21 protein-coding genes are annotated in these 20,654 nt (G+C 58.9%); all 21 read left to right on the forward strand.

Annotated elements, in window-relative coordinates; translation table 11 throughout:
• Nucleotides 1-46 precede the first annotated feature (46 nt).
• Nucleotides 47-742 (forward strand): pseudaminic acid cytidylyltransferase, encoded by a 696-nt coding sequence (gene pseF / locus DFS28_RS24875; RefSeq protein WP_111451866.1) that lies wholly within the window; start codon nt 47-49, stop codon nt 740-742.
• Nucleotides 739-2,244: a UDP-2,4-diacetamido-2,4,6-trideoxy-beta-L-altropyranose hydrolase gene (gene pseG, locus DFS28_RS24880; protein ID WP_111451867.1), complete on the forward strand. Its 1,506-nt coding sequence runs from the start codon at nt 739-741 to the stop codon at nt 2,242-2,244. The genes pseF and pseG overlap by 4 nt, the downstream gene beginning before the upstream one ends.
• Nucleotides 2,237-3,289 carry a pseudaminic acid synthase gene (gene pseI, locus DFS28_RS24885; RefSeq protein WP_111451868.1) on the forward strand — a complete coding sequence of 351 codons (1,053 nt, stop codon included), beginning with the start codon at nt 2,237-2,239 and terminating at the stop codon, nt 3,287-3,289. Before pseG ends, pseI begins: the two co-directional genes overlap by 8 nt.
• A gap of 228 nt (nt 3,290-3,517) precedes the next feature.
• Nucleotides 3,518-4,444: a ketoacyl-ACP synthase III gene (locus DFS28_RS24890; RefSeq protein WP_074874525.1), complete on the forward strand. Its 927-nt coding sequence runs from the start codon at nt 3,518-3,520 to the stop codon at nt 4,442-4,444.
• A 97-nt stretch (nt 4,445-4,541) separates the two neighbouring features.
• A complete protein-coding gene (locus DFS28_RS24895) occupies nt 4,542-5,834 on the forward strand; it encodes a motility associated factor glycosyltransferase family protein (protein WP_111451869.1) in 1,293 nt (430 codons plus the stop codon).
• Nucleotides 5,831-6,097 (forward strand): hypothetical protein, encoded by a 267-nt coding sequence (locus tag DFS28_RS24900; protein WP_111451870.1) that lies wholly within the window; start codon nt 5,831-5,833, stop codon nt 6,095-6,097. Before DFS28_RS24895 ends, DFS28_RS24900 begins: the two co-directional genes overlap by 4 nt.
• Nucleotides 6,098-6,344: 247 nt before the next feature.
• Nucleotides 6,345-7,190, forward strand: coding sequence for a flagellin domain-containing protein (locus tag DFS28_RS24905; RefSeq protein ID WP_111451871.1), 846 nt, complete (start codon nt 6,345-6,347; stop codon nt 7,188-7,190).
• A 72-nt stretch (nt 7,191-7,262) separates the two neighbouring features.
• Entirely contained in the window at nt 7,263-7,631 is a 369-nt protein-coding gene (locus DFS28_RS24910; RefSeq protein ID WP_008151040.1) for a flagellar protein FlaG, read from the forward strand.
• Between the two features lie 82 nt (nt 7,632-7,713).
• A complete protein-coding gene (gene fliD / locus DFS28_RS24915) occupies nt 7,714-9,156 on the forward strand; it encodes a flagellar filament capping protein FliD (RefSeq protein WP_074874533.1) in 1,443 nt (480 codons plus the stop codon).
• Nucleotides 9,157-9,282: 126 nt separating this feature from the next.
• Complete coding sequence (gene fliS / locus DFS28_RS24920; protein WP_074874536.1) at nt 9,283-9,678, forward strand: flagellar export chaperone FliS; 396 nt, start codon at nt 9,283-9,285, stop codon at nt 9,676-9,678.
• A 10-nt stretch (nt 9,679-9,688) separates the two neighbouring features.
• Nucleotides 9,689-9,985, forward strand: a complete 297-nt coding sequence (locus tag DFS28_RS24925) for a hypothetical protein (protein WP_008151048.1) — start codon at nt 9,689-9,691, stop codon at nt 9,983-9,985.
• 171 nt (nt 9,986-10,156) lie between these two features.
• Nucleotides 10,157-11,632: a sigma-54 dependent transcriptional regulator gene (locus tag DFS28_RS24930; protein WP_076030164.1), complete on the forward strand. Its 1,476-nt coding sequence runs from the start codon at nt 10,157-10,159 to the stop codon at nt 11,630-11,632.
• 128 nt (nt 11,633-11,760) lie between these two features.
• A complete protein-coding gene (locus DFS28_RS24935; protein WP_165934019.1) occupies nt 11,761-12,966 on the forward strand; it encodes a PAS domain-containing sensor histidine kinase in 1,206 nt (401 codons plus the stop codon).
• A 5-nt stretch (nt 12,967-12,971) separates the two neighbouring features.
• On the forward strand, nt 12,972-14,357 hold the full coding sequence (fleR, locus tag DFS28_RS24940; RefSeq protein WP_111451873.1) for a sigma-54-dependent response regulator transcription factor FleR: 1,386 nt from the start codon (nt 12,972-12,974) through the stop codon (nt 14,355-14,357).
• 130 nt (nt 14,358-14,487) lie between these two features.
• Nucleotides 14,488-14,817, forward strand: coding sequence for a flagellar hook-basal body complex protein FliE (fliE, locus tag DFS28_RS24945; RefSeq protein ID WP_111451874.1), 330 nt, complete (start codon nt 14,488-14,490; stop codon nt 14,815-14,817).
• Nucleotides 14,818-14,832: 15 nt separating this feature from the next.
• Nucleotides 14,833-16,617 carry a flagellar basal-body MS-ring/collar protein FliF gene (gene fliF / locus DFS28_RS24950; RefSeq protein ID WP_111451875.1) on the forward strand — a complete coding sequence of 595 codons (1,785 nt, stop codon included), beginning with the start codon at nt 14,833-14,835 and terminating at the stop codon, nt 16,615-16,617.
• Nucleotides 16,610-17,629 carry a flagellar motor switch protein FliG gene (fliG, locus tag DFS28_RS24955; protein ID WP_007948903.1) on the forward strand — a complete coding sequence of 340 codons (1,020 nt, stop codon included), beginning with the start codon at nt 16,610-16,612 and terminating at the stop codon, nt 17,627-17,629. Before fliF ends, fliG begins: the two co-directional genes overlap by 8 nt.
• A 7-nt stretch (nt 17,630-17,636) precedes the next feature.
• Nucleotides 17,637-18,446 carry a flagellar assembly protein FliH gene (gene fliH, locus DFS28_RS24960; protein ID WP_111451876.1) on the forward strand — a complete coding sequence of 270 codons (810 nt, stop codon included), beginning with the start codon at nt 17,637-17,639 and terminating at the stop codon, nt 18,444-18,446.
• Nucleotides 18,436-19,794 (forward strand): flagellar protein export ATPase FliI, encoded by a 1,359-nt coding sequence (gene fliI, locus DFS28_RS24965; RefSeq protein ID WP_008151063.1) that lies wholly within the window; start codon nt 18,436-18,438, stop codon nt 19,792-19,794. The genes fliH and fliI overlap by 11 nt, the downstream gene beginning before the upstream one ends.
• 6 nt (nt 19,795-19,800) lie before the next feature.
• Nucleotides 19,801-20,250 (forward strand): flagellar export protein FliJ, encoded by a 450-nt coding sequence (gene fliJ / locus DFS28_RS24970; protein WP_056742083.1) that lies wholly within the window; start codon nt 19,801-19,803, stop codon nt 20,248-20,250.
• Between the two features lie 95 nt (nt 20,251-20,345).
• On the forward strand, nt 20,346-20,651 hold the full coding sequence (locus tag DFS28_RS24975) for an STAS domain-containing protein (RefSeq protein ID WP_111451877.1): 306 nt from the start codon (nt 20,346-20,348) through the stop codon (nt 20,649-20,651).
• Nucleotides 20,652-20,654 lie beyond the last annotated feature (3 nt).

Raw genomic sequence — 20,654 nt, forward strand, 5'->3', positions numbered from 1 at the left:
GCGTGGGCACTTCTCACCACGTCAAGCTCATGCTGGAGCACCGGCTGTGAGCTGCGTCGCCATCATTCCCGCCCGAGGTGGCAGCAAACGGATACCCCGCAAGAACCTCAAGCTGTTCGACGGCGTGCCGATGATTGTCCGTTCGATCCGTACGGCACTGGCATCGAACCTGTTCGATCAGGTGATCGTCAGCACCGACGATGAGGAAATTGCTGAACTCGCGCGGGCCAACGGCGCTGAGGTTCCTTTCATGCGTCCCGTTGCGCTTGCCGACGACTTCACCGGGACAGCGGCGGTGATCGTGCATGCCCTGAGCCAATTGCCGATCTTCGACTACGTCTGCTGCATCTACGCCACCGCACCGCTGTTGCAGGCGAAGTATCTGCGTCAGGGGCATGAATTGCTGGTGCAGCATCCGGACAAGTCCTTCGCTTTTTCCGTGACCGGTTTCGGCTTCCCGGTGCAACGTGCCTTGACCCTCGACGAGCAGGGTGCCTTGACCTCGCTCTACCCGGAGTTTCGCAATACCCGTTCCCAGGATTTACCTGAAGCCTATCAGGATGCCGGCCAGTTCTATTGGGGGCGCACAGAGGCCTGGTTGCGCGGTGATGTGCTGTTTTCTCCGGCGAGCCTTCCGGTGATTCTGCCGCGGCATCTGGTGCAGGACATCGACACCCTTGAAGACTGGAAGCGTGCCGAATACCTCTATGCCGCATTGAAAGCTGGCGGAGAGCTGCAATGAGAGTGCTGATCCGCGCCGATGCGTCGCCGACCATTGGCAGCGGCCACATTGCTCGCTGTTTGACCCTGGCCAGAGTTTTACGCAAGCAAGGTGCGCAGGTGGCCTTCGCTTGCCGCCTGTTGCCGGGCCATCGACTGGATGCACTGCAAGCCGAGGGCTTTGAAGTCTTCGCCCTGGCGGCTTGTTACCCTGATGAAGACCCGCAACAGGCAATCGAATCCTTGCTGCCTTGGCAGGCGGACATCGCCGCGCTTGGGCACGCGCTGAGCAATCATCCGGCCTTCGATTGGGTCATCGTCGACCACTACGGCCTCGACCATCATTGGCAGACCGCGGCCCGCCGCTGGGCGCCAAGGATTGCGGCTGTGGACGACCTCGCCACGCGCACCTACAGCGTTGATTTGCTGCTCAACCAGAACTTATCGGGTACGCCACAAGCCTATGCTTCGCTGCTAGCACCTGGCTGCCAGACTTTGCTCGGACCGCGTTTTGCCCTGCTGCGCGATGAGTTCTGTTGCCCGGCAATCGAAATCAAACCCAAGGCCAAAAGGGTGCTGGTGAATTTCGGTGGCTTCGATGCGGCGATGCAAACCCATCACGCGATGTTGGCAATGGCGGAGTTGAATGAGCTCGAAGTCGATTTCGTCGCCGGTGCCGACAACCCGGCCTGGGCACAGATGCAGGCCTTGGCACAGAGTCGTCCGAACTGGCGCTTGCACAGTTTTGTCAGCGACTTTTACCGACTGATGACCGAGGCCGACCTGTTTGTCGGTGCCGGCGGTGGCACCAGTTGGGAGCGGGCGGCCATGGGGCTGCCGACGATCTGCATCGCGGTCTCGAATAATCAGCAGGCCAACGGCGAAAGCATGGCGACCTCAGGTTCCCATGTGTATCTGGGCCCCCGCGAGCACGTCAGTGTCGAGCAGTTGCGTCAGGCCATTGCTTTTCTCGCGGGCAATCAGGGGTTACGCCAAAGTCTGGCTGAACACTCGCGTCAGTTGGTCGATGGGCGGGGTGCGCAGCGGGTTGCGGCAGCGCTCGCCGGTGCGGTACTGCAGGTTCGCAAGGCGTCCCTGGACGATGCGCAGCTGCTGTTCGAGGGGCGCAATGCCGAGTCGGTGCGGTACTGGTCGCTGGACACGCAGGTCATCGATTGGCAACGGCATCAAGACTGGCTGGCCGCGAGCCTGAGTAACCCGAGGCGATTACTGTTGATCGCCGAGGCGGACGATGGCCCGGTCGGGGTACTGCGTTATGACCTGGACGGACTTGAAGCCGAAGTCTCGATTTACCTGCTTGAAGGCCGCCTCGGTCTGGGCTGGGGCAGGGCGCTGTTGGCGCGGGGCGAAGCCTTCGTGACCACCCACTGGCCGCAACTGCAGGCCATCACCGCTCAAGTGTTGCCGGCGAATCAGCCGTCGCTGAAGCTGTTTCGCCAAGCAGGATTTACCCAGCGTGCTTGCGCGTTCACGCGCATATTGAAGGATCACCGCAATGACTAGCTTCAAGATTGGCAATCGTTCCATCGGTGCCGATGCGCCGCCGTTCATCATCGCCGAGATGAGTGGCAACCATAACCAGTCCCTTGATGTGGCGCTGCAGATCGTCGAAGCCGCGGCCAAGGCCGGTGCCCATGCCTTGAAGCTGCAAACCTACACCGCCGAGACCATGACCCTGGACCTGTCCGAAGGTGAGTTCTTCATCAAGGACCCTAACAGCCTCTGGGCCGGTTCTTCGCTGTACGCGTTGTACGAGAAGGCCCATACACCGTGGGAATGGCACGCGCCGATTTTCGCCCGGGCCAAAGAACTGGGCATGCTCGCGTTCTCCACACCGTTCGATGACACCGCGGTGGACTTCCTCGAAAGCCTCGACGTACCGGCCTACAAGATCGCCAGCTTTGAAAATACCGACCTGCCATTGATTCGTCGGGTCGCTGCGACCGGCAAGCCATTGATCATTTCTACCGGCATGGCCAGCATCGCTGAACTCGATGAAACCGTACGTGCCGCCCGCGAGGCCGGTTGCAAGGATCTGGTGTTGCTCAAGTGCACCAGTACTTACCCCGCGACGCCTGCCAACAGCAACGTGCGGACGATTCCTCACTTGCGTGAATTGTTTGGCTGCGAAGTTGGCCTGTCCGATCACTCCATGGGTGTTGGAGTGTCTGTCGCCGCGGTGGCGCTGGGGGCGACGGTGGTGGAAAAACATTTCACCCTCGACCGTTCCGCCGGTGGTGTGGATGCCAGTTTTTCGCTGGAACCGGCGGAGCTCGCCTGTCTGGTGATAGAAACCGAACGCGCGTGGCAGGCCATGGGCCATGTGCATTACGGTGTGACGGACGCCGAGCGCAAGTCGCTGGTGTACCGCCGCTCGCTCTACGTGACTCAGGACATGGCTGCCGGCGAACCCTTTACTGTCGCTAATCTGCGAGCCATTCGTCCGGGTCTGGGGTTGGCTCCAAAACACACGGAAACGCTTCTGGGCCGCCGTGCCCGTCTGGCCATCCCACGCGGAACGCCGCTGGACTGGTCGTTGGTCGAATAACCCCTTGTGGCGCTGATTCGGCAAAATAGAGTGACCTGCGAGTCATAACGCGCATCTTCACTGTATTGTATAAATCGGGGAGGTGGCGCCTGGTGTCTTTTTGACCCGGTGATAGCCTTATATTCTTCCCGCCGTCGCCTCAGTGAGGCGACGTTTTTATCCGTTTGTCGGCGCCCCTCGAATCATTACGAGCGGTGGTATTGGGCTGTTTATTATTGGGAAGCCGTAATGATTGGCATAAAAAGCATTGCGAGCTACGTTCCTGTAGCCGGCGTGGACAATTACGCACAGGGTGCAAAATTCGAAAAGGATGAAGAATTCATCCTGGGCAAAATCGGTTCGGCCTTCCTGCCGCGCAAAGACGCCGGGCAGGAAACCTCGGACCTGTGTGTCGAAGCAGCCAATGCGCTGTTCGCCAACAATCCTGACTTGAAACGTGATGACATCGATGTGCTGATCGTTGTCACGCAGAACGGCGACGAAGAAGGCCTGCCGCACACCGCAGCCATTGTTCAAGACAAACTGGGCCTGCCGACTACCGTGGCCGCGTTCGATATTTCCCTGGGCTGCTCCGGCTACGTCTACGGCATCTACGCCATCAAGGGCTTCATGGAAGCCGCAGGCTTGAAGAATGGCCTGCTGATCACCGCTGATCCTTACTCGAAGATCGTCGACCCGGAAGACCGCAATACCACCATGTTGTTTGGCGATGCCGCCACTGCAACCTGGATGGGCGAAAACGCGCCATGGCAATTGGGCAAGGCCAAGTTCGGCACCGACGGTTCCGGTGCGCCACACCTGAAGGTGACGGATGGGGTGTTCTTCATGAACGGCCGTCAGGTGTTCAATTTTGCGCTGCTTAAAGTCCCGGCGCATTTGCACGAGTTGCTGGCCGATTCGCAACTGACCGCTGATGATATCGATGCCTTTTGCATCCATCAGGGCAGTGCAGCGATTGTCGATGCCGTGGCGCGACGCTTCGAAGGTGAGCCGGAGAAGTTCATCAAGGACATGGTCGAGACTGGCAACACGGTGTCCTCGAGCATTCCGTTGCTGTTGGAAAAACATGTCATGGACTCCGCCTGGAAGCGTGTCGCGTTGAGCGGTTTCGGCGTGGGTCTGTCGTGGGGTTCGGCGATCATCTATCGTCCTTGAACCTCGGCTCTTTAGTCAAAGAAAGCCAGACACAAAAAAAGCGTTCAAGGTGTAACCTTGAGCGCTATTTTTTTGCCCGAATGAAAAGCGAGGCTCCATGAGCGAGTTCTTTGAGCACAACGTCGACGTCATACAGCGCCGCTGGCCGATGCTGTCTGCGCGCTTGCTGGTCGAGAGCACAAGCTTGTTGCAGGCTGAACTGATGGAAGGCCTGGGCTCGACGCTGAGCATCGATGGCATTCAACTGACCAGCCGCCATGACCGCGTCCGTGAGGCCAGGCTTCAGGCCGACAGCCTGCCGATCGACAGTCCGGTGGTGCATGTCTACGGCACCGGGCTTGGCGATCTGCAAATGGAGTTGCTGGCGCGCGCCGGGCTTGAACACTTGTATGTGTACATCCTCAACGGCGCAGTGTTTGCGCTGGTGCTGCAACTGCTGGATCAGCAGCAGTGGCTCGGCGATCCGCGGGTCGAGCTGATGTACGCCGGCGATCTGGCGGAAATCCAGCTGCCGTTTTTCGCCTTGCCGTCCGAGCTGGTATTAGCGGATGACTTCAATGCCAAGATCCGCGATCGCCTGATCAGCGAAACCCACTTGATGTTCAATAACAGTGAGTTTGATCCTCAGGCTCCTGACATCGTCGAGCGCTTACAGGCGAGTCTGAGCCTGGTCCAGGCCGATGATGATGTCACCCGGCTGTTCGGTACGCGGCCAGGGCAGGAAGTGTTCGTGATCGCCACCGGGCCGAGCCTGGAGTTGCACTTCGATCGCTTGCGGGCGATCCGCGAGCAGGCGGTGCGACCGTTGTTCATTTGTGTCGATACCGCTTACCGGCCGCTGCTTGATCACGGCATCCGTCCCGACATCGTCGTCAGTATCGATCAACGCATCTCGACCCGGCACCTGCCGCCTGAAGGAACGACGGACATTGCCCTGGCATACATGCCCATGGTCGATCCGCAAGTGCTGAAAGCCTGGCAGGGGGCGCGGTATGTCGGTTACTCCGCCAGTCCAATTTATCAACACATGCGGCAGCAGTTACCGAGAGGCGAGCTGTATGTCGGCGGCAGCGTGATTCATCCGGCGGTGGACCTGGCGGTGAAGATGGGCGCGGTGCAGATCACCCTGTTCGGTGCCGACTTTGCCTTTCCAAACGACAAGACCCATGCGTGCTGGGACGATGGCGACCTGGGGCCACAACTGGGGGCGGCCAAACACTGGGTGCTCGACGGTCTCGGACAACGAATCAAAACCCAACTCAACTTCCGCAGCTACCTGTGTGAGCTGGAGCGCTATATCGCTGCATATCCACAGGTAGTCTTCTACAACAGCAGTCGAGCCGGGGCGATGATTGCCGGCACGACATTTCATCCGGAGTTCAGTCAATGAGCGAAGTGTTACTCGTTGATCAGGCCCGACAATGTTCAGCATTGTTTCGCCTGGGAAGGGATGTCGAGGCTGCGCTGGTCATGGTCGAGGTAGCGGAGCGAGTGCAGTCGCGGGTCGGCGGGGCAGACAGCCAGATTGCGGCCCGGTGGGTGGCATTGCTGACATGCCTGCTTGATAGTCAGGAACGACAGGACTGGCTGGCACTGGCGGACTACCTTGAATACGAACTGGTCGATTTGTTGGTGGCTGTCAATTCCGCGTAATCCGTAGCAGATCAGCGGAAGCGGGGCTGAAGGAGGGTTTGTGGCAGTTCTCTGGCGTCATTTTCTGGTGGTTGGGTGGTTGCTAAGCCCTTGTTTTAAAGGGGGTGGCAGGGTGATGGCAAAAAAATTTCAAAATCCCCTAAAGCAACCTGCATTGGCGACGATAACTATTACGAAGGTTCTCTAGGCCATACCCGGCGGTTGCCAGGGCCGGAAGCCGCAGTACCCAACCAACGAGGAATTCGTCATGGCTTTGACAGTAAACACCAACACTACTTCGCTGAACGTTCAGAAAAACCTGAACCGTGCTTCCGACGCTCTGTCGACTTCGATGACCCGTCTTTCTTCCGGCCTGAAAATCAACAGCGCCAAAGACGACGCCGCCGGCCTGCAGATCGCTACTCGTATGAATTCGCAGATCCGTGGTCAGAACATGGCTATCAAAAACGCCAACGACGGTGTTTCGATCGCTCAGACCGCTGAAGGCGCTCTGCAAGAGTCGAGCAACATTCTGCAGCGTATGCGTGAAATCGCACTGCAATCGCGAAACGATTCCAACGGCACTGCTGACCGTACCGCTCTGGACAAAGAATACCAACAGTCGATCGCTGAGCTGACCCGTATCGCTCAGTCGACCAACCTGAACGGCAAGGCACTGATCGACGGTACTGCTGGCGCGATGGAATTCCAGGTAGGTGCAGGTACTACTTCCGACAACCAGATCACTCTGACCCTGTCGACCAGCTTCGACGCCAGCTCCCTGGGCATGACCGGTACTACCATTTCCGGCGTTTCCAACGCAGCTAACCACAGCTCTGTTGATGCTTCTATCTCGGCTATCGACGCTGCTCTGGCAAACATCAACGCCACCCGCGCTGACTTGGGTGCTGCTCAGAACCGTTTCTCGACTACCATTTCCAACCTGCAAAACATCAACGAAAACGCCAGTGCTGCACTGAGCCGCGTACAAGATACCGACTTCGCTGCTGAAACTGCACAGCTGACCAAGCAACAAACTCTGCAACAAGCTTCCACCGCAGTTCTGGCTCAGGCCAACCAACTGCCATCCGCTGTACTGAAACTGCTTCAGTAATAGCCGGATGAGTTTTGGCGGGGGAGTGCGTATACGTGCTCTCTCGCTTTTTCAGTTTAAGAGGTGATGGACATGGATATGAGCGTGAAGCTGAACTTGTCTTATCCAGCTGCGAAGCCGGCGACGACCGTTGCTGACAAGCCGGTGGAAAAGCCTCGAGCCGATGCCCTTGTGGTGGCGCCGGTCAAGGATGAACAAAAGCAAGACTCGGTATCCGAGCGGGACAAACTCAAGATGGCCGTTCAGGAAATTGAAAAGTTCGTTCAGTCGGTCAAGCGCAATCTGGAGTTCTCGATTGACGAGCCTTCAGGCAAAGTAATCGTCAAGGTTATTGCCAGTGACTCGGGTGAGGTGGTTCGCCAAATCCCCAATGAAGAAGTCCTGCGGCTGGCCAATAGTTTGAATGATGCAAGCAGCCTGTTGTTCAGCGCGAAAGCCTGACAGCTGGCATGAATATTGTTGCTATGTTCTTTTGGACGTTGTAGTGGTCAAAAGACCGGCGACACACTGAAGGGAGATATGCATGGCAAGTCCAATTCTACCGGGCACGGGTTTAGGCTCTGGCCTTGATACCGGTGCTATTGTCAAAGCCTTGGTCAATGCCGACAAAGCAGCCAAGCAGAACCAGATCGACCGTCAGACGACCACCAACACCGCGCAGATTTCCGGTATCGGTAGCCTCAAAAGTGTCCTGGCGAACTTCCAGACTGCAATCAAGAATCTGGGCAATACGCAAACTCCGCAATTCCTGGGTTACAACGCCACCTCTGCTGACGCGAAAGTATTGACCGCTGTAGCCAGCAACACGGCCGTCAACGGCACTTACGTGATCAAGGTCTCTAATCTTGCGACCTCGTCCAAAGTAGCTACCGCAGCCTTTGCTGGCGGTACCAGCAGTGCCATTGCGAGCGGCACGCTCAATATCACGCAAAACGGCGTTTCCAGTTCTGTAACCATTCCGGCAGGCGCGACGTTACAGTCGGTTCGCGATGCGATTAACACCCAGCAGGGCGCCAACGGCTTCAGTGCCAACATCGTGACCGACTCGTTTGGCTCGCGTCTGGTGATGGGGTCCACGGTGACCGGTGCCGGTTCCGATATCACCCTCAGCGGTATCGCGGGTCTGGAGATCAATGCCGGCCAGCAAATGGGTGCAACACCGACAGCTACTTCGGCGGGTGCCATCGGCGAATTCGCGGTGGACGCCAAGTTCACCGTGGATGGGCTCGCGCTGACCAGCAAAAGCAATAAGGTTGACGCGGCCATTTCCGGCTTGACCCTGAATCTGGTCGCCGGTGGTGATGCAACCACGACGGTAACGGTCGGCCCGAACAGTGATGGTCTGAAAAAATCCATTCAAGCTTTCGTTGATGCTTATAACCAGGTTGTGACCAGTGTTAATGCGCTGACCAAGCCTTCCCTGGATGACGACGGCAAACCGACCATTCCTGCTGCACTGACCGGTGACCCGTTGGCGCGCGGCATTCTGGCATCGATTCGTTCGCCGTTGGTCACTACCGGTGCGGGTGACAAACTTACTGTTCTGTCGCAATTGGGTATCACCACCAATCAGAAAACCGGTGCGCTGGATTTCGATAGCGCCAAGTTCACGACTGCGATGGACACCCAGAAGCTCGGTGGTGAGGTTCAGAAGCTGTTCCTGGGTGATCCGACGGCGACTGGCGATGCCGCCAAAGGCCTGTTGACGCGCATGAACGATGCAATTACCCCATACACGGTCACTGGCAGTGAGGGTATCCTCGATGCCCGCTCGACCAACCTGGCCAAGGCCAAGTCGAATCTGGCCAACCAGCAGCTAGCTCTGGATCGCCGTATCGAGACGCTGACGGCCGTGCTGACCAAGAAGTACAACGACATGGATTCTCTGGTGGGCAAACTCAAGGCCACTGCCAGCAACATCACCTCGATGTTCGAGGCGATGAACGCGCAGAAAAACGCCTCATAGTGCATAAACGCCAAAAGCCCGGCAGCGGATTCCGCTTGTCGGGCTTTTTTTTGTTGGGTCTAAAGAATTTTGACGCCGTGTCGATACACTGGTTATACGAATCACAGAGTTTTGATGAGGTACAGCATGAACCCGATGTTAGCCCTTCGGCAGTACCAGAAGATTGGTGCTCAGGCCCAGACTTCCGAAGCCAGTCCCCATCGCCTGGTGCAAATGCTTATGGAAGGCGGTCTGGACCGCATCGCTCAGGCCAGGGGGGCCATGGAGCGCAAGGATATCCCCAATAAAGGCATTTTCATCGGCAAGGCGATCGGCATCATTGGCGGCTTGCGTGAAGGTCTGGACCTGGAGAATTCTGTCGAGTCCGTAGGTGAGTTGGACAAGCTGTACTCCTACATGATGAAGCGCCTGACGGAAGCCAACGTCAAAACCGATCCAAAGATTCTCGACGAAGTCGCTGATTTGCTTCGCACCGTCAAAGACGGCTGGGATGCTATTGCCGCGCCGGGTCCGCAGTTTTAAGGAGATCACCATGAGTCTTGTATTGCAGCGAATCGAACAAACCCGTGAAGGCCTGGTCGGTGCTTTGGCTGAGCGTAACTGGGAAGCCATTGGTGAGTTGGACCTGGCTTGCCGTTCCTGCATGGAAGACGTCTTGAGTGAAGCTTCGGTGGACGAGGCCGCGTTACGCGACAATCTTGAGGAGTTGCTGGGGGTGTATAAACAGCTTCTTGAGGCGGCTACTGGGGAGCGGCAAGCGATAGTTGATGAGATGTCGCAGATCCACCAAGCACAGAGCGCGGCAAAGGTTTACCATCTGTTTGGTTAAAATCCCCGGTTAATCCAAACATAGTGCGCCATAAATTTGACTGTGCACGGTTTTTTGACTTAACTAGTGGCTGATTCCAGATTTCAGGCGTCTACAGGCATAACGTGTCTGCAAGCGTCTAGCTTGCCCCATCATTTTGGGCATTGAGTTGACTAGGGAAGTTGCTATTGCATGTGGCGTGAAACCAAAATTCTGCTGATTGATGACGATAGCGTCCGCCGCCGCGACTTGGCGGTGATTTTAAATTTTCTTGGCGAAGAAAATTTACCCTGCGGTAGCCATGACTGGCAGCAGGCTGTCGGCTCATTGTCATCAAGTCGTGAAGTAATCTGTGTCCTCATCGGGACGGTCAATGCTCCTGGCGCACTCGTGGGCTTGTTAAAGACACTCTCGACCTGGGATGAGTTCCTTCCGGTTTTGTTAATGGGCGATAATTCTTCCGTTGACTTGCCTGAAGACCAGCGTCGCCGAGTGCTTTCGACCCTCGAAATGCCACCCAGCTACAGCAAACTGCTCGACTCCCTGCACCGTGCCCAGGTCTATCGCGAGATGTACGACCAGGCCCGCGAGCGCGGCCGTCACCGTGAGCCCAATCTTTTCCGCAGCCTTGTCGGCACCAGCCGGGCGATTCAACACGTCCGTCAGATGATGCAGCAAGTCGCCGACACCGACGCCAGTGTGCTGATCCTCGGTGAGTCCGGGACCGGCAAGGAAGTGGTCGCGCGCAACCTGCACTATCACTCCAAGCGTCGTGACGCGCCGTTCGTACCGGTCAACTGCGGCGCGATCCCGGCCGAGTTGCTGGAAAGCGAACTGTTTGGCCACGAGAAGGGCGCCTTCACCGGGGCAATCACCAGCCGCGCCGGGCGTTTCGAACTGGCCAATGGCGGCACGCTGTTCCTCGATGAAATCGGTGACATGCCGTTGCCGATGCAGGTCAAGTTGCTGCGCGTATTGCAGGAACGCACCTTCGAGCGCGTGGGCAGCAACAAGACCCAGAGCGTCGACGTGCGGATCATCGCGGCAACCCACAAGAATCTCGAAAGCATGATCGAGGTCGGTACCTTCCGCGAAGACTTGTACTACCGCCTGAACGTGTTCCCGATCGAAATGGCGCCACTGCGCGAGCGTGTCGAAGACATTCCGCTGCTGATGAACGAGTTGATCTCGCGCATGGAGCACGAGAAGCGTGGGTCGATCCGTTTCAATTCCGCAGCGATCATGTCGCTGTGTCGCCACGGCTGGCCGGGCAACGTCCGCGAACTCGCCAACCTGGTGGAGCGCATGGCGATCATGCATCCGTACGGGGTGATCGGCGTGGTCGAGCTGCCGAAGAAATTCCGTTACGTCGACGACGAAGATGAGCAACTGGTCGACAGCTTTCGCAGCGATCTTGAAGAGCGCGTGGCCATCAACGGTCATACTCCGGACTTCTCTGCCGGCGCCATGTTGCCACCGGAAGGTCTGGACCTGAAGGACTACCTCGGTGGTCTGGAACAAGGGCTGATTCAGCAGGCGCTGGATGATGCCAATGGCATCGTGGCGCGCGCGGCAGAGCGGCTGCGTATTCGTCGCACCACGCTGGTGGAAAAGATGCGCAAGTACGGTATGAGCCGTCGTGACGGTGATGAACAGGCAGATGATTGACGCCTGTTTTTCAAGTCCTTCATTTGTAGGCGTTTTTTTTTAGGCACGGGTATTGCTACATCCCTCGCAACGTTCCGTTTAACTGACGGTCAGCCAAGCGAGAGAGCACGATGCCCCAAGCCGCCCAGATGTCTCCTGTCCCTGACGCTTCGGGGCAACCGTCGTCCGTAGAGCAGGCGAGCCGGCTTGGCCTCGAGCAGGCGTTTGCACTGTTCAGCCAGATGTCGAGCCAATTGACCGATTCCTACAGCATGCTCGAAGCCCGGGTCACCGAGCTCAAGGGTGAGCTGGCGGTGGTCAGTGCTCAGCGCATGCAGGAGCTGGCGGAAAAAGAACGCCTGGCCAACCGGCTGCAAAACCTCCTCGATCTGTTGCCCGGCGGCGTCATCGTCATCGACGCCCAAGGCATCGTGTGCGAAGCCAACCCCGCTGCCTGCGAACTGCTCGGTCTGCCCCTCGAAGGCGAGCTGTGGCGTCATGTCATTGCCCGCTGCTTTGCGCCCCGTGAAGACGACGGTCACGAAATCTCGCTCAAGGACGGTCGGCGCTTGTCGATCTCAACGCGCTCGCTGGATGCCGAACCCGGTCAGTTGGTGTTGCTCAACGACCTGACTGAAACCCGTCATCTGCAAGATCAGTTGGCCCGCCACGAGCGTCTGTCATCCCTCGGCCGAATGGTCGCTTCGCTTGCTCATCAGATTCGTACCCCCTTGTCCGCCGCCTTGCTCTACGCCAGTCATTTGACTGAGCAAGCGTTGCCGGTCGAGACCCAGCAACGTTTTGCCGGGCGCCTGAAAGAGCGTCTGCATGAGTTGGAACATCAGGTTCGCGACATGCTGGTGTTTGCGCGCGGCGAGCTGCCGCTGACCGATCGCGTCACGCCCAAAGTGCTGATGCAGTCGCTGCAGGCGGCAGCACTGACCCATGTGCAGGATCTGCCGATTCGTTGGCAGTGCGACAGTCATTCGGGCGAGTTGTTGTGCAATCGCGACACGCTGGTCGGGGCGATCCTGAACCTGATCGAGAACGCCATTCAGGCCAGCGCCGGCGATGTGCGTTTGAAAGTCCATTTCTATACCCGTGACAACAACCTGCATGTAGCGGTCAGCGACAGCGGTAGTGGCATCGATACGAAAGTACTGGCGCGTCTGGGTGAACCCTTCTTTACCACTAAAACCACCGGAACCGGCCTCGGCCTGACCGTGGTCAAGGCAGTGACGCGTGCTCATCAAGGAGAATTGCAGCTGCGCTCGCGGCTTGGTCGCGGCACGTGTGCGCAGGTGATCCTGCCACTTTTTTCGGGTGAAAAGCCCAGCGCTCAAGGCGCGGAGTGAAGGACATGGCAATCAAGGTTTTACTGGTCGAGGATGACCGCGCGCTACGCGAAGCACTGGCCGATACGCTGTTGCTCGCCGGCCACGATTTCAAAGCCGTAGGCTCGGCCGAAGAAGCGCTGGGGGCGGTCGGTGCCGAGGCGTTCAACCTGGTGCTGAGTGACGTCAACATGCCAGGCATGGACGGCCATCAACTGCTCGGATTGCTGCGCACTCGTCAGCCGCAGCTGCCGGTGTTGCTGATGACCGCTCACGGTGCTGTCGAGCGGGCGGTCGATGCGATGCGTCAGGGCGCAGCGGATTACCTGGTCAAGCCATTCGAGCCCAAAGCCTTGCTCGATCTGGTGGCGCGACATGCGCTGGGCAGTCTCGGTGCGACCGAGGGCGAGGGGCCTGTAGCGTTCGAGCCGGCCAGTGCGCAATTGCTGGAGTTGGCCGCACGGGTGGCGCGCAGTGATTCCACGGTGTTGATTTCCGGTGAGTCCGGGACCGGCAAGGAAGTGCTGGCGCGTTACATCCATCAGCACTCTCACCGCGCCAGTCAGCCGTTCATTGCGATCAACTGTGCAGCGATCCCGGACAACATGCTCGAAGCCACCTTGTTCGGTCACGAAAAGGGTTCGTTCACCGGCGCCATCGCAGCGCAGGCCGGCAAGTTCGAGCAAGCCGATGGCGGCACGATCCTGCTCGATGAAATCTCCGAAATGCCCCTGGGCCTTCAGGCCAAGTTACTGCGGGTATTGCAGGAGCGCGAAGTCGAGCGAGTCGGCGCTCGCAAGCCGATCACGCTGGATATTCGAGTCGTGGCGACCACCAACCGTGACCTGGCCGCTGAAGTGGCGGCGGGGCGTTTTCGGGAAGACCTTTACTATCGCCTGTCGGTGTTTCCGCTGGCCTGGCGTCCGTTGCGCGAACGTACCGCCGACATCCTGCCATTGGCCGAGCGTCTTCTGGCCAAGTACGTCAATAAAATGAAGCATGCCGCGGCAAGGCTGTCGCCCGAGGCTCAGGCGTGCCTGATCGGTTATCCGTGGCCGGGTAATGTGCGGGAGCTGGATAACGCGATTCAGCGGGCGCTGATCCTGCAGCAGGGCGGATTGATACAGCCTGAGGATTTCTGTCTGGCCGGGCCCGTCGCCTGTGCGCCGTTGCCAGCCTTGGCGCCAGCGTCCGTGCGAACCGTGGAGGTCGAATCCGAGTCAGCCGGAGCGCTGGGTGATGACCTGCGTCGCCGTGAGTTCCAGATGATCATCGACACCTTGCGCTCCGAACGCGGCCGTCGCAAAGAGGCCGCCGAGCGCTTGGGCATCAGCCCGCGTACCCTGCGTTACAAGCTGGCGCAGATGCGTGATGCCGGAATGGACGTGGAAGCTTATTTGTTCGCCACCTGATTCGTTAGCCATGCAAAGCCCGGGACGGCTTTTGTTTAGAGCGGCCACGGAGCTGGCACCCTTGTTGCTAACACCTCACTACCCGCCGAGTGAGTGTCAAAAAATTGCGGGTCGCCAGAGAGAGTAGACCATGAGCCAAGGTATTGAATTTAATCGATTGATGTTGGACATGCGTTCCATGCAAATGGATGCCATGTCTGCGTCGAAATCGACTGCCGCTGTTCCTGAAATGGGTGGCAGCAGCTTTTCCGACATGCTCGGTCAGGCCGTCAATAAAGTGAACGACACCCAACAGGCGTCCAATCAGTTGGCCAGTGCCTTCGAGATCGGCAAGAGCGGCGTCGACCTGACGGACGTGATGATTTCCTCGCAGAAGGCCAGCGTGTCTTTTCAAGCGTTGACCCAAGTACGCAACAAGCTGGTTCAGGCATACCAAGACATCATGCAGATGCCGGTTTAAGGACGAGATTGAGTCATGGCAGAAGCAGTCGCCGATAATGTTCCGGCCAAGGCCACTCCAATAGACGGCAAGCCGCCGCTGTTCGGGTTGTCCTTCCTGGAAAACCTCTCCGAGATGACCATGTTGCGTCAGGTGGGCCTGTTGGTCGGCCTGGCTGCGAGCGTGGCGATTGGCTTTGCCGTGGTGTTGTGGTCCCAGCAGCCGGACTACCGGCCTCTGTATGGCAGCCTTGCCGGTATGGACGCCAAACAGGTCATGGATACCCTGGCCGCAGCCGACATTCCCTATACCGTTGAACCGAACTCCGGTGCCTTGCTGGTCAAGGCCGATGACCTGTCCCGTGCGCGAATCAAACTCGCGGGCGCTGGTGTCACTCCCAGCGATGGCAACATCGGTTTTGAAATCCTCGACAAGGACCAGGGCCTGGGTACCAGCCAGTTCATGGAAGCGACCCGTTATCGTCGCGGTCTCGAAGGCGAACTGGCTCGCACCATCTCCAGCCTGAACAACGTCAAGGGTGCTCGCGTGCACCTGGCGATTCCGAAAAGTTCGGTGTTCGTGCGCGATGAGCGCAAGCCGAGCGCTTCGATTCTGGTGGAACTGTACGCCGGTCGCTCGCTGGAGCCGGGTCAGGTGCTGGCGATCATCAACCTGGTGGCTACCAGCGTTCCCGAACTCAGCAAATCCCAGATCACTGTTGTCGACCAGAAGGGCAACCTGCTGTCGGATCAGGCGGAAAATTCCGAGCTGACCATGGCCGGCAAACAATTCGATTACAGCCGTCGCATGGAAAGCATGCTGACTCAGCGCGTGCACAACATTCTGCAACCAGTACTGGGCAACGATCGCTATAAAGCCGAAGTCTCGGCCGATGTGGATTTCAGCGCTGTCGAGTCGACCTCCGAGCAGTTCAACCCGGACCAACCGGCGTTGCGCAGCGAGCAGTCGGTCAACGAACAACGCACCGCCAGCAATGGCCCACAAGGTGTGCCGGGTGCCCTGAGCAACCAGCCGCCGTCGCCTGCCTCCGCACCGCAAACCACCGGTGGCGCTACCGCATCGGCCGGCATGGTGCAGCCAGGCCAGCCACTGCTGGATGCCAACGGTCAGCAAATCATGGACCCGGCCACCGGCCAGCCGATGCTTGCACCGTACCCGGCGGACAAGCGTCAACAGTCCACCAAGAACTTCGAACTCGACCGTTCCATCAGCCACACCAAACAACAGCAGGGCCGTTTGAATCGCCTCTCGGTGTCGGTGGTGGTGGATGACCAGGTCAAGATCAACGCGGCCAACGGTGAAACCACCCGTGCACCGTGGACCGCCGATGAATTGGCGCGCTTCACTCGCCTGGTACAGGACGCCGTCGGGTTCGACGCCAGCCGTGGCGACAGCGTCAGCGTGATCAACATGCCGTTCTCCGCCGAGCGCGGTGAAGTGATTGCCGAAATTCCGTTCTACTCCCAGCCTTGGTTCTGGGACATCGTCAAGCAAGTGCTGGGTGTCTTGTTCATCCTGGTGCTGGTGTTCGGTGTGCTGCGTCCGGTGCTCAACAACATCACCGGCGGCGGCAAAGACAAACATCTAGGCATCGGTAGCGACGTCGAGTTGGGGGGCATGGGCGGCCTGGACGGCGAACTGGCCAACGACCGCGTCAGTCTCGGTGGCCCGACCAGCATTCTGCTGCCGAGCCCGAGCGAAGGCTATGACGCACAGTTGAACGCAATCAAGAGTCTGGTGGCAGAAGATCCGGGTCGTGTGGCCCAGGTCGTGAAAGAGTGGATTAACGCAGATGAGTGATAACCGAGCCGTTGCCGCCAAACTGTCCAAGGTCGACAAAGCCGCGATTCTGCTGCTGTCCCTGGGTTCGACCGACGCCGCCCAAGTGCTGCGCCACATGGGGCCTAAAGAGGTCCAGCGGGTGGGTGTGGCCATGGCCCAGATGGGTAACGTGCACCGCGAGCAGGTCGAGCAGGTGATGAGCGAGTTCGTCGACATCGTCGGCGACCAGACCAGCCTCGGCGTCGGCTCTGATGACTACGTGCGCAAAATGCTCACCCAGGCCCTGGGCGAAGACAAGGCCAACGGCCTGATCGACCGCATCCTGCTGGGCGGCAACACCAGTGGCCTCGACAGCCTGAAGTGGATGGAACCGCGTGCCGTCGCCGACGTGATCCGTTACGAGCACCCGCAGATCCAGGCGATCGTGGTGGCATATCTTGATCCGGACCAGGCCGGCGAAGTGCTCGGCAACTTCGACCACAAGGTGCGCCTGGACATCATTCTGCGGGTCTCCTCGCTGAATACCGTGCAGCCAGCGGCCCTGAAAGAACTCAACCAGATTCTCGAGAAGCAGTTCTCCGGCAACTCGAATGCTTCGCGCACCACCTTGGGTGGCATCAAGCGCGCGGCGGATATCATGAACTTCCTCGACAGCTCGATCGAAGGTCAGCTGATGGACTCGATTCGCGAAGTCGACGAAGACCTGTCCGGTCAGATCGAAGACCTCATGTTTGTGTTCAACAACCTGTCCGATGTCGACGATCGCGGTATTCAAGCGTTGCTGCGTGAAGTGTCCTCCGACGTGCTGGTGCTGGCCCTCAAGGGTTCGGACGAAGGCGTCAAAGAAAAGATTTTCAAGAACATGTCCAAACGGGCGGCCGAACTGTTGCGCGACGACCTCGAGGCCAAAGGCCCGGTGCGCGTCAGCGACGTGGAAACCGCGCAGAAAGAAATCCTCACCATTGCCCGCCGTATGGCCGAAGCCGGAGAAATCGTTCTCGGCGGGAAGGGCGGCGAAGAGATGATCTAAGGTCACTATGTCGTCCAAACATGATGAGTCCAACACCGACCTGATCCGCGGCAAGGACGTCGATGGTTTCGACGTCTGGTCGCTGCCCAGTTTCGATCCGTTCGTGCCGGAACCCGAGCCGGAACCTGAGCCCGAGCCGCCGGAAATGGAAGAAGTGCCACTGGATGAAGTCCAGCCACTGACCCTCGAAGAACTCGAAAGCATTCGCCAGGAGGCCTACAACGAAGGCTTCGCCACGGGCGAAAAAGAAGGTTTTCACAGCACTACGCTCAAGGTCCGTCAGGAAGCCGAGGTGGCTCTGGCCGCCAAGATTGCCGCTCTGGAGCAACTGATGGGGCATTTGTTCGAGCCTATCGCCGAGCAGGACACCCTGATCGAAAAGTCCCTGGTCGACCTGGTGCAGCACATCACCAAGCAGGTGATTCAGCGCGAACTGGCCATCGACTCGACGCAAATCGAACACGTGATGCGCGAGGCCCTCAAGCTCTTGCCGCTGGGCGTGGGCAATGTGCGGCTGTACATCAATCCGCAAGATTTCGAACAGGTCAAAGCCCTGCGCGAGCGCCATGAAGAAACCTGGCGCATCGTCGAGGACGAGGCATTGTTGCCCGGCGGTTGCCGGGTCGAAACTGAACACAGTCGCATCGATGCCACGGTCGAAACCCGCGTTGCGCGGGTCATGGACAAGCTCTTCGATCAGTTGCACGAACAGGTCTTGCATCCGGCCGAGCCGGATCTGAGCCTGGAGCTGCCGATCAGCGACAAGCCAGCGGTCGTGCCGGTCGAACCTGAACCGGATGTTCCCGATGCGCCTTGATCGCACCAGCTTCGCCAAGCGCCTCGGCAGTTACGCCGAGGCCACGGAGCTTGCAGGCGCGCCGATCCTTGAAGGCCGCTTGTTGCGCATGGTCGGCCTGACCCTCGAGGCCGAGGGCTTGCGCGCCGCCATGGGCAGCCGCTGCATGGTCATCAACGACGACAGTTATCACCCGGTGCAGGTCGAAGCCGAAGTCATGGGCTTCTCCGGCAGCAAGGTGTTTCTGATGCCGGTCGGCAGTGTTGCCGGCATCGCTCCCGGTGCTCGTGTGGTTCCTCTGGCCGATACCGGCCGTCTGCCGATGGGCATGAGCATGCTCGGGCGGGTGCTCGATGGCGCCGGTCGCGCGCTGGACGGCAAGGGCGGGATGAAGGCCGAAGACTGGGTGCCGATGGACGGCCCGACCATCAACCCGCTCAAGCGCGAACCGATCAGCGAGCCGCTGGACGTGGGCATTCGCAGCATCAACGGTTTGTTGACGGTCGGTCGCGGTCAGCGTCTGGGCCTGTTCGCCGGTACTGGCGTGGGCAAGAGTGTGCTGTTGGGCATGATGACCCGCTTCACCGAGGCCGACATCATCGTCGTCGGGCTGATCGGTGAGCGGGGTCGTGAAGTTAAAGAATTCATCGAGCACATCCTCGGTGAAGAAGGCCTCAAGCGTTCGGTCGTGGTGGCGTCCCCGGCGGACGATGCGCCTCTGATGCGTCTGCGCGCGGCGATGTACTGCACGCGAATCGCCGAGTATTTCCGCGACAAGGGCAAGAATGTCCTGTTGCTGATGGACTCCCTGACCCGTTTTGCCCAGGCCCAGCGGGAAATCGCCCTGGCCATCGGCGAGCCGCCAGCGACCAAGGGCTATCCGCCATCGGTGTTCGCCAAACTGCCGAAACTGGTGGAGCGGGCCGGTAATGCCGAGAAGGGCGGCGGTTCGATCACCGCGTTCTACACCGTACTGTCCGAAGGCGATGACCAGCAGGACCCGATTGCCGACGCCGCGCGAGGCGTGCTCGACGGGCACATCGTGCTGTCCCGGCGCCTGGCCGAGGAAGGTCATTACCCGGCCATCGATATCGAAGCGTCCATCAGCCGGGTCATGCCGTCGGTGGTTACGCCGGAACACATGATGCGCGCCCAGTATTTCAAGCAACTGTGGTCGCGTTATCAACAGAGTCGAGACTTGATCAGCGTCGGTGCCTACGTCGCCGGTGGTGATCGGGAAACCGACCTGGCGATCTCCCTGCAACCGCAGTTGGTGAAATACCTGCGCCAGGGCCTTAACGACAGCATCGGCCTGGGCGAAAGCGAAGCCTATCTCGGCACGATTTTCGCTCCCGCGGCCGGCGGCTAACCGGCCATGGCCCAGAGCCGAGCCTCGCGCCTGGCCCCCGTGGTCGAAATGGCCGAAAAGGCCGAGAAAACCGCGGTCCTGCGTCTGGGACACTTTCAGGGGCAAGTCCGTCTGGCGGAAAGTAAACTCGCTGACCTCGAAGCCTTTCGTCTCGATTACCAGGAGCAGTGGATCGTGCGCGGCAGCAGTGGCGTGTCGGGCCAATGGCTGCTGGGTTATCAAGGTTTTCTTGCGCAACTGGGGACCGCCATCGACCAGCAGCGACAAAGCCTGGTATGGCATCAAAACAACTTGAACAAGGCGCGGGAGTCCTGGCAGCAGGCGTTTGCCCGGGTCGAAGGCTTGCGCAAACTGGTGTTGCGCTACAGGGATGAGGCGCGGCGGCTGGAAGACCGGCGTGAGCAAAAGCTGCTGGATGAGTTGTCCCAGCGGTTGCCGCGTCAGGATCCGTATTGATCAGGCAGGGTTCAACCGTTTCCCGCCTTGCTCCTGCCCTCGCCAAGTGCTAAACCTTGTACACGTACGTTCACCAATGACAAGGAAGCCGTTAAATGCCAGTTGTTACAGAAGTCTCCCAAGATGGGCAAAAGCTGACGATATCGGTCAAGGGACGTTTCGATTTCGCCAAGCATCAGGAATTTCGTGAATCCTACGAAAATCTTTCGCCAAAACCCGAGTCCTTCGAAGTGGATCTGAAAGATGCCACCTACCTCGACAGCTCAGCGCTCGGCATGCTGCTGCTATTGCGTGATCACGCGGGCGGCGAGAATGCCGAGATCACGTTGACCAACGCTAACGCAGATGTGCGCAAGATTCTCGCCATCTCCAACTTCGAACAAATCTTCGACGTGGCGTGACCG

It is taken from the genome of Pseudomonas sp. 478 (genome assembly GCF_003254125.1).
Lineage (GTDB): Bacteria > Pseudomonadota > Gammaproteobacteria > Pseudomonadales > Pseudomonadaceae > Aquipseudomonas.

Excerpts from the sequence above, each read along its gene's own strand:
- pseG (WP_111451867.1), top strand. The coding sequence starts at position 739 with ATGAGAGTGCTGATCCGCGCCGATGCGTCGCCGACCATTGGCAGCGGC.
- pseI (WP_111451868.1), top strand. The coding sequence starts at position 2,237 with ATGACTAGCTTCAAGATTGGCAATCGTTCCATCGGTGCCGATGCGCCG.
- DFS28_RS24890 (WP_074874525.1), top strand. The coding sequence starts at position 3,518 with ATGATTGGCATAAAAAGCATTGCGAGCTACGTTCCTGTAGCCGGCGTG.
- DFS28_RS24895 (WP_111451869.1), top strand. The coding sequence starts at position 4,542 with ATGAGCGAGTTCTTTGAGCACAACGTCGACGTCATACAGCGCCGCTGG.
- DFS28_RS24900 (WP_111451870.1), top strand. The coding sequence starts at position 5,831 with ATGAGCGAAGTGTTACTCGTTGATCAGGCCCGACAATGTTCAGCATTG.
- DFS28_RS24905 (WP_111451871.1), top strand. The coding sequence starts at position 6,345 with ATGGCTTTGACAGTAAACACCAACACTACTTCGCTGAACGTTCAGAAA.
- DFS28_RS24910 (WP_008151040.1), top strand. The coding sequence starts at position 7,263 with ATGGATATGAGCGTGAAGCTGAACTTGTCTTATCCAGCTGCGAAGCCG.
- fliD (WP_074874533.1), top strand. The coding sequence starts at position 7,714 with ATGGCAAGTCCAATTCTACCGGGCACGGGTTTAGGCTCTGGCCTTGAT.
- fliS (WP_074874536.1), top strand. The coding sequence starts at position 9,283 with ATGAACCCGATGTTAGCCCTTCGGCAGTACCAGAAGATTGGTGCTCAG.
- DFS28_RS24925 (WP_008151048.1), top strand. The coding sequence starts at position 9,689 with ATGAGTCTTGTATTGCAGCGAATCGAACAAACCCGTGAAGGCCTGGTC.
- DFS28_RS24930 (WP_076030164.1), top strand. The coding sequence starts at position 10,157 with ATGTGGCGTGAAACCAAAATTCTGCTGATTGATGACGATAGCGTCCGC.
- DFS28_RS24935 (WP_165934019.1), top strand. The coding sequence starts at position 11,761 with ATGTCTCCTGTCCCTGACGCTTCGGGGCAACCGTCGTCCGTAGAGCAG.
- fleR (WP_111451873.1), top strand. The coding sequence starts at position 12,972 with ATGGCAATCAAGGTTTTACTGGTCGAGGATGACCGCGCGCTACGCGAA.
- fliE (WP_111451874.1), top strand. The coding sequence starts at position 14,488 with ATGAGCCAAGGTATTGAATTTAATCGATTGATGTTGGACATGCGTTCC.
- fliF (WP_111451875.1), top strand. The coding sequence starts at position 14,833 with ATGGCAGAAGCAGTCGCCGATAATGTTCCGGCCAAGGCCACTCCAATA.
- fliG (WP_007948903.1), top strand. The coding sequence starts at position 16,610 with ATGAGTGATAACCGAGCCGTTGCCGCCAAACTGTCCAAGGTCGACAAA.
- fliH (WP_111451876.1), top strand. The coding sequence starts at position 17,637 with ATGTCGTCCAAACATGATGAGTCCAACACCGACCTGATCCGCGGCAAG.
- fliI (WP_008151063.1), top strand. The coding sequence starts at position 18,436 with ATGCGCCTTGATCGCACCAGCTTCGCCAAGCGCCTCGGCAGTTACGCC.
- fliJ (WP_056742083.1), top strand. The coding sequence starts at position 19,801 with ATGGCCCAGAGCCGAGCCTCGCGCCTGGCCCCCGTGGTCGAAATGGCC.
- DFS28_RS24975 (WP_111451877.1), top strand. The coding sequence starts at position 20,346 with ATGCCAGTTGTTACAGAAGTCTCCCAAGATGGGCAAAAGCTGACGATA.